Here is a 12,191-nt window from a genome sequence, read left to right as displayed (position 1 = left end):
CCGGAGGAATGTCTAGGGCGCCGTCATCGGCTGGAGCCGGGGGCCGTCGGCACGCAGATCGCCGACCGGGGTCTCATCGACGTCCTCGGGCTCCCCCGAATCGGGCGTCTGGTACAGGTAGCGGACGAACTGCCCACCCGCCTCGTTGTCGTCCGCGCCGGGCCACTGACCGATGCAGTCCATCCCGATCACCTCGCGGCCCGTTCCGTCGGCCTCCTCCAGCAGCGCCCACAGGCTCACCGGGTAACACCTGGTGACCTCGGGCGTGAGCTGCCAGCGCGCGTACCAACCGGGTCGGGCGGGGACGATCTCGACAACTTCCTTCATGACGACCTTCCTTCCGTGTACCTCGGAAGAACTCCGGTCCTGACCCGATCCTGCGGGACGTGCGGGTGAGCACCCCTCACCCCCGGCGGATGAAGCGTGGCGGAGGCCGGGCCGACCCGGCCGGCGGCCGCCGTTTCGTTCTCTGGAACGGCGGGAAGGCGACTGGCGCAGGCACGATCCCCAGCGGAAGGGGTGCCACCATGCGCAAGCAGATGGAGGGCGACAACCAGCGGCGCCGGGCGTTGGCCCGGCAGGCCCGTGAACAGAGTCGCCAGCCCAGCGAGATCGGCGCCAGCCTGAGCGCCTCCAAGCAGCTCACGAGCCTCGATGCGGGCAAGCGGGCCGGCCCACCAGCGGCCGGACCGCACAAGTCGGATACAACCCGCGGCGGGCCGGCACCGCCGCCGGTCGGTAGCGCCGACAACCCGCGTCCGCAGCCGTCCCCGCCGGGCGGCGCGGCCGGGGTGAGCAGCATGGGTTACCACGACCTGGTCGACGAGGTCCGGCGTCGCGCCGGGGTCGACTTCAAGACGGCGAAGGTGGGCACCGAGGCGACAGTGCTGGTGCTCGCGTTCGCCCTGGAGGCCGCCGAGCGGCAGCGGCTGCTCGCCGCCGTGCCGTCGTCGCTGCACGACGTGCTGCCGGTCGACGGCATCGAGCGGCACCGGGACCTGCCCGGCTTCCTGGCCGAGGTGGGCCGGATCAGCGGCAACACCCCGGAACAGGCCCGGTACCAGGCGGAGGCGACGATCGCCGCGCTCGCCGAGCAGGACAGCGACCTGGTCGAGTCGTTGCACGTACCCGACGGGTTGCGCGACCTGCTGAACCCGCCGGAGGCCGGCGGCGGTCTGGTGGGCGCCTCCACCACCACACCCACCCTGGACGACGACGAGATCAGCGCGGCGCTGGACGACCTGCCCTACTGGTCCGGCGACAGCCAGGGCCTCTACCGGGTGGTCGCGCTGCCGCCGGACAACCTGGACCGGGTGCTCGCCCGGCTGGATCGGCTGCGCCAGGACAACGGCCGCGGCCCGAGCATCGGGCGTCCGGGCGACACCGCCGCCGTGTTGACGGTGCGGACCAACCAGGCCAACGGGGTGACCGCGCTCGACGTGGACCTCGCCCGCCAGATCGACGACGCGATCGACGAGGTGGGAGCCGGGATGGCCGGCAGCTGACCGGACAACCGCGACATGGCGGGCCGGCGGGCCGGGGCGAACCCGGTCCGCCGGTCCGTCGGCCGTGCCGGGCCACCGGCCGGGTGGGCCATGGGCTCGGCTAGCGTGCCGGACATGAACCGCGCCGCCGACCGGCTGGAACTGGTCGCCGACCCGGTCCGCCGGACCGGGCGGACACTGCTGTCCGCCGGGGTCGAGCAGTCGTACGTGGATCTCGAGGATCCGCGCCACCTGCATTTCGAGTACGTCCGGCGGATCGCCTCGGCGGTGGACGTGGCGGCCCCGGCCGGTGCGCCGCTGAGCGTCCTGCACCTGGGCGGCGGGGCGTTGACGTTGCCCCGCTGGTTGGCTGCCACCCGGCCCGGCTCCCCGCAACGGGTCGTCGAGCGGGACGCGGCGGTGGTCGACCTGGTGGCCCGGGAGCTGCCGCCGCTGCCGCCGCAGGTGCGGGTGGAGGTCGCCGACGCCCGGGACGCCCTGACCGCCACCCCGGACGACCGGTACGACCTGGTGATCGCCGACATCTACCGGGCGGCCCGGATGCCCCGGCACGTGCGCACCGTCGAGTTCGTCGCCGAGGTGGCCCGCGTCCTGCGCCCCGACGGGTTGTACCTGCTCAACGTCACCGACCTGCCGCCACTTGTCGGCACCCGGGTGCAGGTGGCCACGCTGCGGGCGGTCTTCGCCGACGTGTGCGTGGTCGGCGACCGGCGGATGTTGCGCGGCCGCCGGTACGGCAATCTGGTGTTGGCCGCCACCTCCCGCCCCGGCGGGCTGCCGGTCGCCCGGTTGGCGGTGGCCGCCCTGCGTGACCCGGTGCCCGGGGGTCTGTTGCACGCCGCCGCGCTCGACACGTTCGTCGCCGGGGCCCACCCCGTCACCGACGCGGACGGCACCTCCGGGCGCTGATCGCCGTTGCGCCCGCCGTGCCGGGTTTCCGACGGTCTGCGCGGGGAAGGCGCGCCGGATGAGCAACACCGACGTCCGGGGCACCGCGCGTCGCACCCTGGTCGTGATCGGTCTGGTGCTGGCGACCGCCCTCGCGCTGGGCTTCGTGTACGCGACCCGCCGGGTGCTGGTCTGGGCGGTGCTCGCCGCGTTCTTCGCGGTCGCGCTCAAACCCCTCGTCGACCGGTTGCAACGTCGCCTTGTCCGCCGTCGGGCGCTGGCCACGCTGCTGGTGTTCCTCGCCGCGTTCGTGCTGCTGGCGATCCTGGCCGCGCTCATCCTGGTGCCGCTGTTCGGGGAGTTGAGCCGCTTCGCCGACCGGGCCCCCGAGCTGGTGCGCGACGCCCGCGCCGGGCGGGGCCCGGTGGGGCAGCTGCTGGAGCGCACCGGGGCGCGGCGCTACGCCAGCGAACACTCCGAGCAGCTGCGCGGCTTCGGCGGGCAGCTGCGCCAACCCGCGGTCGGCGTGCTGCGCGGCGTCGTCGAGTCGATCGCCGGGCTGGTCACTGTCGTCGTGCTCGCGTACCTCATGGTGTTGGAGGCGCCGCGGATCACCGGCGGCCTGCTCGCGGCGGCCGGGGACGGTCAGGGCGAGCGGCTGCGTCGGGTGGGCCGGGAGGTGTCGCGCACCGTCACCGGCTACCTCACCGGGAACCTGCTGATCAGCGTGATCTGCGGGGCGCTGACCTACGCGGTGCTGGCTCTCACCGGCGTGCCCTTCGCGGCCGTGATCGCCCTGCTGGTGGCGGTCGCCGACCTGATACCGCTGGTCGGGGCGACGCTCGGCGCGGTGATCGCGGCCGGTGCCGGTTTCCTGCACTCCCCCACCGCCGGAGTGGTGGTGCTGGTCTTCTTCGTGGTCTACCAACAGGTGGAGAACCACCTGCTCCAGCCGCTCATCCTGTCCCGCGCGGTCCGGCTGAACCCGTTGACCGTGCTGGTCAGCGTGCTGCTCGCGGCGGAACTGGCCGGTCTGCTCGGCGCGCTGCTGGCCATCCCCGCCGCCGGCATCATCCAGACCCTGCTGCGCGAGTACGGCCCGCGCCGGTTGCGGCCCGCCCCGCCGGCCGGTCCGGCCGCACGGCCGGGACGACCGGCCGGCTCCACCGACTGACCGGCGCGGCTACGACGCTCTCCTCCCCGGCGACCGGCCGGGTGACCGCTCTCAGCGGATCCGGGTCGCGACCTCCGGCGTGGTGCTCTCCAACGGCACCGCGTTCGCCGGCACCAACCCCAACTGGACGGCCGAGCGGGTCAACGCGGCGTCCAACGCCCAGTCGGCACTGACCCGCGTGCGGTTTCCCGGCATCGCCATCAGGTGGTACGCCCGGGTGACCGCCTTGGCCGGCAACCCGGCCAGGTTGACCTGCAACGGGTTCGCCGCCGCGTCCTTGCCACCGAGGTCGACGACCCAGCCCAGGTCGTGGTGCTTGTACGGCTTGCGCCGGCCGAACCCGTACGACGCGGCGATGTTGTACGCCGCGCGCTTGCCCTGCCGCTGCGCGTGCTGGGCCGTCATCCCGCAGACCTTCCCCGGGTTGACCAGGTCCGGCACGGCGGCGGCGTCGCCGCACGCGTACACCTCCGGGTAGCCGGGAACGTTGAGGAACTCGTCGGTGATTAGTCGACCCCGGTCGGTCCGCAGGCCCAACTCGTTGACGAACGGGTCGGGTCGCACCCCCACACACCACACCAGGGTGCAGGTCGGCACGTACTCACCGTCGGTGAGCTTCACCCCGTCGCAGGTCGCCTCGGCCACCGAGGTGCCCATCCGCACGTCCACCCCACGCCGGTTGAGCACCTTGTGCGAGGTGTCCGACATTCGCTTGTCCAACTCCGGCAGCACCCGCGACGCCACGTCGAGCAGCATCCAGCGGGGGCGGACGGTGAGCCGTGGCCGTTGGGCGTGCAGCGCGTCGGTGAACAGCTGCCCGTGCGCGGCGACCTCGGTGCCGGTGTAGCCCGCCCCGACCACCACGAAGGTGGAGCGGGCCTGCTGCTCCGCCGGGTCCTCGGCCTGCTCGGCCAGCTCGAGCTGGCGGACGATGTGATCGTGCAGGTAGACGGCCTCGGGCAGGCCGCGGAAGCCGTGCGCATACTCGGTCACCCCGGGGATGGGCAGCAGCTTGTTGACGCTGCCCACGGCGAGGATCAGCCGGTCGTAGGCCAGCCGGTTCTTGTCCCCCTCGGCCTGGGTGAAGCCGACCCACCGGTTCTGCAGGTCGACGTGGTCCGCCTCGCCGACCACCACCCGTACGCCCTTGAGCGTCCCCGTCAGCGGCACGGCGATCCGCTTGGGCTCGACCACCCCGGCCGCCACCTCGGGCAACAGCGGCAGGTACAGGAAGTAGTCGGTGGAGTTCAGCACCACGATCTCGGCCCGGTCCCGGGCGATCCGGCTCAACGTCTTCGCCGCGTGGTAACCGGCGAACCCGGCCCCCACGATCACCACACGAGGTTTCGTCATTGCGGGCCGTTTCCCGTCGAAGCCCCGGACAAACGTCGGACGCGGCACCCGCGCTCGGCTCGCACCGCAGCCGAACGTGGTCGCTGCGACCGTCCCCGACCGTCGGAGCTCCGGCGGTCAGGCGGGGGCGGGCGCGGTGATCGCCCAGCGTTCGTGGTCGCGCCAGGCGCCGTCGATGAACAGGTAGTCCGGGGAGAAGCCCTCCAACCGGAATCCGAGCTTGCGGGCCACCCGCCGCGACGGCTCGTTGCCCGGCTGGATGTTCGCCTCCAGGCGGTGCAGACCGACCGAGGTGAACGCGTGGTCGATCGCCAGGGCGATTCCCGCCGAGGCGTGCCCGGTCCCGCTGTACGGCAGGAACGCCGCGTATCCCAGGAAGCCGCCACGCAGCGCGCCGAGCACGATGCCGCTGATGTTCACGTAGCCGGCGATCGCGCCGCTGGCCCGGTCGCAGATCAGGTAACCGGCGCTGTCGCGGCGACGGATCCGGCGCAGGTAGAGGTCGTACTCCTCGGGGGTGGCCGGCGCGGCCAACCACGGATGGTGCAGGTCCCGACTGCGCCGCGCGGCGGCGACGAACTCGCCGGAGTCGGTGGGCCGGGGCCGCCGGATCGCGGCGGGACCACCGCTACGCAGGTATCTCACGGCCGACCACTCTGACCGACCGCTGCCGCCGTTGTCCAACCGGCCGGCCGGTGCGTGGCGCCCGCGGTTCCGTGATCGTGCTCGAACGTCGCGTGATCGTGCTCGAACAAGGATGTAGTGGCATCCGGCGGCGCACGTGACCACCACATCACTGATCGAGCGCGATCATGCGGGCGTTGGTCGCCGCTAGCGAGGCATCAGCAGGCTGAACTCCTGACCATCAGGGTCGGCCAGCGCGAGACGGCCCGTTCCGTCCGGGTCGGTGCCGAGCCGGGTCGCACCGAGTGAGAGCAGACGGTCGACCTCGACCTGCCAGTCGACCCCAGCGGCCGGGGCGAGATCGAAACGCACCCGGTCCCGGCCGCCGTTCGGCATGTACGGCGGACCGCCCCAGGTGATCTTCGTGCCGCCGTTCGGTGACTGGATGGCGGTCTCCTCGCCCTCGTCCCAGACCAGCGGCCACCCGAGCGCCCGACTCCAGAAGTACCCCACCGCCGGCGATCCGTCGCAGGCCAGCGCACCGACGAAGCCGCAGCCGGCGAGGAAATTGTTGCCCGGTGCGATGACGTCGAACTCGTTGCCCTCGGGGTCGGCGAGCACCACATGATCGATCTCCGGGCCCTGCCCGATGTCGGCGTGCCGCGCGCCGAGATCCAACGCCCTGGCCACCGTCTGCCGCTGGTCCTCCAGCGAACTGCTGGTCAGGTCGAAGTGCATCCGGTTCTGGACGACCTTCGGCTGATCCCAGGGCACGAAGCGCAGGCGCAGTTCCGGGTCGGCTCCCGGCAGGACCAGGACGCCGTCCTGCGGATCCTCCACCATCTCCCGATCCAGCAGCCCGGACCAGAACCGGGCGAGCCGCAGCGGCTCACGCGCGTCGAAGCTGATCGCGAACAGGTGTGCGGTCATCGCAGCGCTCGTCTCCCCTCCGACCGGACGCCGTGCCGGCCGTCGGAGCGCGAGCCTAGGGTTGTGCCAGGTCGACCGCACCCGAGTTTCGGCGGTGTCATCCCCGGTAGGGCGCTGCCACACCCCAGCCCCAGCGTCGGCTCACCGAGGAAGGACTCAGCCTGGCCCCGGTGTGGCAGGCCCTGTACGACCGGGGCGCCTCAGCCGGGCGAGCGACCCGTCAGAGCGGGCCGGGGAACGGTTGCTCCATCGGCATCGGCACCTGGAGGTAGGTGGTGCCGCGCATGTCCAGCCAGGCCCGGTCCGGCCCGCGCACCAGGCGCACCATCACCTCCTCGCAGGAGGGGCAGCGGGCGACCAGGCCCGGAGCGTGCGAGTAGACGTGCAGGCTGGCCATCGAGCCGGTCATCCCGCAGTTCTCACAGCGGCCCATCGCGCTGCTCAGGTCGACGGTGAACAGCTCGCGCATCGGGCCGTCGAGCATGTTGCCGTCCAGGTACGACATCTCGGTCATCGGATCTCCTCGACAGGGCGGGCGTCAGCCGGTGGGGCCGAAGCGTTCGGTCTTGACCCGGCGTGACGGGTGCCCCAGCCCCACCAGCAGGTCGGCGACGGTCTCCACGAACGCGGTCGGGCCGCAGACGTAGGTGAGCGGTTCCAGATCCGGGGGCCACCCGTGCGTGTTGACGTCGGCCAGCCCGATCCGGTGCGGTTCGCCGCGCCAGCCGTCGGGCGCCTCGCGGGTGTAGACGTACGCGACGTCCAGCCCGAAGTCGTCACGGACCCGGCGGCGCAGCTCGTCGGCGTAGATGACGTCGGCGGGGGTGCGCACCGAGTAGATCAGCCGGAACGGGGCCTTGCTGCCCACCGCCCGCCGGGCCCGGATCATCGCCATCAGCGGCACGATGCCGGAACCACCGGCGACGAGCTGCACCGGCGCGGTCTCCTCGGAGCGCCAGATGAACCAGCCACCGAGCGGTCCGCGCACCTCCACCGGGTCGCCGGCGGAAAAGACATCGATGAGGTACGGGGACACCTCGCCGTCGTGCACCCGCTGCACCGTCACCTCGATGCGCGGGCCGCCGGGCCCGTCGACGGCCGGCCCGGCGATCGAGTACGAGCGGGCCGCCTGGTAACCGTCCGGAGCGGTGAGCCGCAGGTCGACGTGCTGTCCGGGCAGGTGCCCCGGCCAGTCCGGCACCTCCAGCACCAGGGTCTGCGCGGTCGCTGTCTCCACCCGGCGCTCCACCAGCCGGCCCACCTGCCAGCGGTTCGGCGTCCGACGCTGGGTGCTCGTCGCCACGGCGCGCTCAGTCACCCTGGTACCGCTGTTCGCGCCACGGGTCGCCGTAGTCGTGGTAGCCGGCGGTCTCCCAGAACCCCGGCTCGTCCATCGTCTTGAGCCGCAGGCCGCGCACCCACTTGGCGGACTTCCAGAAGTACAGGTGCGGCACCAGCAGTCGGGCCGGCCCGCCGTGCTCGGCGGGCAGTGGGGCGCCGTCGAAGGTGTGCACCACCCACGCCTGGCCGCCACGCAGGTCGTCCAGCGGCAGGTTGGTGGTGTACCCGCCGTAGGAGTGCGCGAGCGCGAAGTGCGCCCCGGTGTCGACGTCGGCGAGCAGCGTGTCCAGTGAGACGCCCTGCCAGCTGGTGCCGAGCTTGGACCAGCGGGTGACGCAGTGGATGTCCACCGTCGGCGTCTCCTGGGGCAGGGCCATCAGCTCCTGCCACGACCACCGGTGCTCGCTGCCGTTCTCGGCGGAGATGACGAACTCCCAGGTGTCCAGGGACACCCGGGGCGTCGGGCCGGCCGAGAGCACCGGAAAGTCCTCGGTCAGATACTGACCGGGTGGCAGGGCCGGCTCCTGCGTTCGGGGCCGGCCCTGAAAGCCGGGTGACACGATTCCCATTGCACAGTCGTACCATCCGCCCCGGCCGGGGCGGGAGCTTTCCCGCGTACCCCCTCGTCGGCTGGCGCGGCGCGGTCAGTGCCGCTTCGCGACGACCTCGCGGTCCGCGGGCAGGTCGCCGCCGCGGGTGGCGCGCAGGCTGGTCAGTGTGACCACCACCAACACGCCGATGATCACGCCGAGCGAGGCCAGGGTGGGGATCTCCGGCACACCCTCCCAGATGCCGTGCGCCCAGTGCAGACCCAGCTTGAGGCCGATGAACGCCAGGATGACGGCCAGACCGTAGCTGAGGTGCACCAGCCGGCTCAGCGCCGCGTGCAGGACGAAGTAGAGCGCCCGCAGGCCGAGCAGGGCGAACGCGTTGGTGGCGAAGACCAGGTACGGGTCCTCGGTGATGCCGTAGACGGCGGGCACCGAGTCGACGGCGAAGACGATGTCGGTGGCCAGCACCGCGACCACCACCAGGGCGAACGGGGTGAGCGCCCGCTTCGCGCCCTGCCGCACGGTCATCTTGGTGCCGTGGTACTCGTCGACCACCGGCATGATCTTGCGCAGCAGCTTCACCGACCGCATCTTGTTGATGTCGACTTCCTGCTGATGCCCGGACAAGGCGTCGCGCAGCAGCTTCACCGCGGTGGCGATGAGGATGATCGCGAAGAGCAGGAAGGCGAAGTCGAGGGTCTGCAACGCCGCCGCGCCGAGGGCGATGAAGACGGCCCGCAGCACCAGCGCGCCGGCGATGCCGTAGAGCAGCACCCGCTGGGCGAGCACCGCCGGCACCGCGAACGCGGCCAGCAGCAGCATGAAGACGAAGAGGTTGTCGACCGAGAGCGACTTCTCCACCAGGTAACCGGTCAGGTACTCCACGCCCTGCTGGGAGCCGAAGCGGGACCAGATCCAGGCGCCGAACGCCAGCGGCAGCGCGATGTAGAACGCCGACCAGCCGACGGCCTCCCGCATGGAGACCTCGTGCGGGCGACGGGTGACCAGGAAGTCCAGCACCAGCAGCAGGATGACCCCGATGATGGTGACCGCCCACAGCGTGGGCGTGCCCACCGACGACAGGTCACTGGCAGCGGACAGATACGACACTTGGCTCATATGGGGTCTCCTCGAACACCGTCATGTTCGAGGTCTCCTTCACCCACCACCTGGTGGGCAACCACCCGAGGCGCGCCGGGCGCGCCGTACTGACCGGAATGGTTCGTGGGAAGTACTCCCCTCGCACGACAAGGTTAGGCCAGGCTGAATCACCGCGCCAAGCGGGACATCGATGGTTGCCCTGGTAAACCGCTGTGCGTACCCGCAACGGGCGCGGTCAGCCGCGGCGCAGCGTCGCTCCCGGGGCCATCGCCTGCTCGACCAGGCCCCGATAGTCACGCGGCAGTTGAGTCGCCACGTCATCGAACTCACCGCCGGTGATCGCCTCGCGCAGGGTGGTGAAAACCGCCCGACTGGCGTCCCGGGCGGCCGGCTCCTGCACCCCGGCGCGCACCGCGACCCGGGCCACGAACTCCGCCGCGCCGAACCGGTCCGCCTGCTCGGTGCTCGGGCTCGGTTTCAGCACGAGTTGCAGCGGTTGGGGCAACTGGGCGGCCAGGTCCAGAACCTCGCCGCCGGTCAACCGCTCGGCGAACGTCTCCAACACGGCCCGGGTCAGCTCGACCGCCCGCTCGGACGACGTCGCGGTGCGCTGGGAAACCTGGTCGATGAAGGTGTCGTAGTTCATCGCGTACTCCCTTGGGTCGCGTCGGCGTCAGCGGGTACCCGCGACGGGCGAGGAGAAACGGCACCCGGTTACCCCCGGCGGGTGGGCGTGACCGGCCGGCAGACGGGTAACCGCCGCCGGTCGTCACCACATCGATGCCCGAGGGAGCCCACGCCATGGCGAGCTACGCCGACGTCCTGCAGTACCTGTCGAGCCTGGACTACCCGGCCGAGAAGGACGACGTGGTCCGCGAGGCCGAACGGGAGGGCGCCCCGCCGGACGTGCTGAAGGCGCTGCGCGCCCTGCCGCCGGTCGACTACGCCAACGGTACCGAGGTGGCCCGGTCCGCCGGGATCGAGGCCGCGCCCGAGGTCGGCCCCGCCCAGCGGGCCGAGCAGGCCCGGGACAAGAAGCACAACCGGGTCTCGCAGCACCTGCGCGGCATCTGACCCAGCGGTGACGCCCACAGCCCGGCGAAGTAATCGTCACCGATGACCTACACCGGTGGCCCGTCCCGGCCGATGGATGTGCGCTTCCCCGCCGCGCGGCAGCTCGCCGTCGTGGCGGTGGTCGGGGTCGTCGCCGGCTGCGCCTTCGCGCTCGTGCTGCCGCTGCCGCTCGCCGCGCTGGCCGGCTGGGACGTGGGCGCGCTCAGCTGGCTCGTGCTGATCTGGCACAAGATCTGGCCGATGGACGCCGAGCGGACCGCCCAACTGGCCGTGCACGAGGACCCGAACCGGGCGGTCCGGGACGCCCTGCTGCTCTTCGCCTGCCTGGCCAGCCTGCTCGCCGTGGGGTTGGTGGTGGCCAGCGCGCAGAGCGCGCCCCCCGGACTCGCCCGGGAACTGCACAGCGGCCTGGGCGTGCTCAGCGTCGTGCTCTCCTGGTTCGTGGTGCACACAGTGTTCGCCGCCCGGTACGCCCGGATCTACTACACGGGCCCGGATGGCGGGGTGAACTTCAACCAACCCGAACCGCCGCGCTACTCCGACTTCGCGTACGTCGCGTTCACCATCGGGACGACGTTCCAGGTCTCCGACACCAACCTGACCAGCAACGAGATGCGTCGTACGGTGCTGCGCCACTCGATGGTGTCGTACCTGTTCGGCGCGTTCATCATCGCCGTGACAGTGAACCTGCTGGCGGGTCTGGCGCGATGACGACACCGGCTGGCCGGTCCCCCGGAGCGCGACACGGGGCGGGGCCGATCGAAGGGCCGGGACAGGCGGGCGCCCCTGGTCACGAACCGCGACCGAGGGCGCCACGCAAGCCTGCCCAGGCGGTGAACCGCATCCGAACCGGTCGCGGTCACCAGGCGGTGGAGGCCCGCCCGAACCGAGCGGCCAGCACTGCCGGGTCCAACCATACGACAGAACATCCCCCGTTTGGTCAGAATTTGCGGAAGTGTGGGCCAGGGCACGTCACCGCCGACCGCTCACCTCCGCGTACCGGTGCTCCAGGTCGACCCGGGCCAACGCCCCCACCAGCCAGGCCAACTGCTCCGACTCGCCACTGGCCAGGCCGGCCAGGTCGTCGGCCGACCTGCCCAGCCCGAGTCGGCGCGCGGCAGCCAACGCCCGCCGGTCGGCGACCGGGGCCACCTCCCGCCACAACGCCTGAGCCTCGCGCAGGAACAGGTCGACGACGTGGTTGTCCACCCCTGGAAGCTCGGCGAGCAGCGCCCGCTCCCGGACCGGGTCGTGGTGCGCCACCGCCCGCAACCGGCGCAGATCACCCCGGTACCGCTCGACCACCGTCCGGGCCAGGTCACCCAGCACGCTGGCGAGCCCGTCCACGTCGCCGCGCTGGCCGCTGGCGCGCAACACCCGCACCCGGTCCTCGTGCAGCGAACGAGCCAGCCGGGCGGCGCTGTCCCACCCCTCGTCCCGCAACGCCCGCGCCCCGTCCAACGCCCGCCGGAAGTCACCACGACGGGCCAGCAGCACCGACAGACACAGCACCTGGAACAGGCTCGCCGGGTTGTTGGTCACCCGGAACCCGTACTGCTCGGCGAAGCCCCGCCCGCTGCCGGCGAGCCGGCGCGCCAGACGTTTACGGTCCTCCACCGGGGTGATCAAACTGGTCGCCATCCCAGCGAC

At 72.0% G+C, this 12,191-nt stretch carries 15 protein-coding genes; 5 read left to right on the top strand and 10 right to left on the bottom strand.

What is annotated here, in order from left to right; genetic code table 11:
- Nucleotides 1–12: 12 nt before the first annotated feature.
- On the bottom strand, nt 13–327 hold the full coding sequence (locus KBX26_RS30655; protein WP_030332569.1) for a hypothetical protein: 315 nt from the start codon (nt 325–327) through the stop codon (nt 13–15).
- Nucleotides 328–527: 200 nt separating this feature from the next.
- On the opposite strand from KBX26_RS30655, the gene KBX26_RS30650 reads away from it, so the two are divergent.
- From KBX26_RS30650 to KBX26_RS30640, 3 genes are all read left to right on the top strand, one after another.
- Nucleotides 528–1,505: a DUF2267 domain-containing protein gene (locus tag KBX26_RS30650; RefSeq protein ID WP_030332568.1), complete on the top strand. Its 978-nt coding sequence runs from the start codon at nt 528–530 to the stop codon at nt 1,503–1,505.
- 114 nt (nt 1,506–1,619) lie between these two features.
- Nucleotides 1,620–2,414 carry a spermidine synthase gene (locus KBX26_RS30645; RefSeq protein WP_210867002.1) on the top strand — a complete coding sequence of 265 codons (795 nt, stop codon included), beginning with the start codon at nt 1,620–1,622 and terminating at the stop codon, nt 2,412–2,414.
- Between the two features lie 58 nt (nt 2,415–2,472).
- Nucleotides 2,473–3,567, top strand: coding sequence for an AI-2E family transporter (locus KBX26_RS30640; RefSeq protein WP_210867001.1), 1,095 nt, complete (start codon nt 2,473–2,475; stop codon nt 3,565–3,567).
- Between the two features lie 51 nt (nt 3,568–3,618).
- Here the strand turns inward: KBX26_RS30640 and KBX26_RS30635 are convergent, their stop codons facing one another.
- The 8 genes from KBX26_RS30635 to KBX26_RS30600 all read right to left on the bottom strand — a co-directional run bounded on the left by KBX26_RS30635 (nt 3,619) and on the right by KBX26_RS30600 (nt 10,113).
- On the bottom strand, nt 3,619–4,920 hold the full coding sequence (locus tag KBX26_RS30635) for an NAD(P)/FAD-dependent oxidoreductase (RefSeq protein WP_210867000.1): 1,302 nt from the start codon (nt 4,918–4,920) through the stop codon (nt 3,619–3,621).
- A 117-nt stretch (nt 4,921–5,037) separates the two neighbouring features.
- Nucleotides 5,038–5,565, bottom strand: a complete 528-nt coding sequence (locus KBX26_RS30630; RefSeq protein WP_307857950.1) for a GNAT family protein — start codon at nt 5,563–5,565, stop codon at nt 5,038–5,040.
- A gap of 186 nt (nt 5,566–5,751) precedes the next feature.
- A complete protein-coding gene (locus tag KBX26_RS30625; protein WP_210859669.1) occupies nt 5,752–6,474 on the bottom strand; it encodes a VOC family protein in 723 nt (240 codons plus the stop codon).
- Between the two features lie 220 nt (nt 6,475–6,694).
- Entirely contained in the window at nt 6,695–6,988 is a 294-nt protein-coding gene (locus tag KBX26_RS30620; protein WP_210859668.1) for a DUF6510 family protein, read from the bottom strand.
- A gap of 24 nt (nt 6,989–7,012) precedes the next feature.
- On the bottom strand, nt 7,013–7,777 hold the full coding sequence (locus tag KBX26_RS30615) for a ferredoxin reductase (protein ID WP_210867018.1): 765 nt from the start codon (nt 7,775–7,777) through the stop codon (nt 7,013–7,015).
- A 7-nt stretch (nt 7,778–7,784) separates the two neighbouring features.
- Complete coding sequence (locus KBX26_RS30610) at nt 7,785–8,384, bottom strand: sulfite oxidase-like oxidoreductase (protein WP_030332555.1); 600 nt, start codon at nt 8,382–8,384, stop codon at nt 7,785–7,787.
- Between the two features lie 75 nt (nt 8,385–8,459).
- Nucleotides 8,460–9,485, bottom strand: coding sequence for a TerC/Alx family metal homeostasis membrane protein (locus KBX26_RS30605; protein WP_210866999.1), 1,026 nt, complete (start codon nt 9,483–9,485; stop codon nt 8,460–8,462).
- A 217-nt stretch (nt 9,486–9,702) separates the two neighbouring features.
- Nucleotides 9,703–10,113 (bottom strand): DUF2267 domain-containing protein, encoded by a 411-nt coding sequence (locus KBX26_RS30600; protein ID WP_030332553.1) that lies wholly within the window; start codon nt 10,111–10,113, stop codon nt 9,703–9,705.
- A 155-nt stretch (nt 10,114–10,268) separates the two neighbouring features.
- On the opposite strand from KBX26_RS30600, the gene KBX26_RS30595 reads away from it, so the two are divergent.
- Entirely contained in the window at nt 10,269–10,541 is a 273-nt protein-coding gene (locus tag KBX26_RS30595) for a DUF2795 domain-containing protein (RefSeq protein ID WP_030332551.1), read from the top strand.
- Nucleotides 10,542–10,583: 42 nt separating this feature from the next.
- Nucleotides 10,584–11,252 carry a DUF1345 domain-containing protein gene (locus tag KBX26_RS30590; protein WP_210859667.1) on the top strand — a complete coding sequence of 223 codons (669 nt, stop codon included), beginning with the start codon at nt 10,584–10,586 and terminating at the stop codon, nt 11,250–11,252.
- Between the two features lie 261 nt (nt 11,253–11,513).
- On the opposite strand, the gene KBX26_RS30585 is transcribed toward KBX26_RS30590, so the two are convergent.
- Nucleotides 11,514–12,182: a hypothetical protein gene (locus KBX26_RS30585; protein ID WP_210867017.1), complete on the bottom strand. Its 669-nt coding sequence runs from the start codon at nt 12,180–12,182 to the stop codon at nt 11,514–11,516.
- Nucleotides 12,183–12,191: the final 9 nt, after the last annotated feature.

Source organism: Micromonospora sp. C97 (genome assembly GCF_018070385.1).
Taxonomy (GTDB): Bacteria; Actinomycetota; Actinomycetes; order Mycobacteriales; family Micromonosporaceae; genus Micromonospora; species Micromonospora parva.
This window is presented reverse-complemented; position numbering and strand designations above follow the sequence as displayed.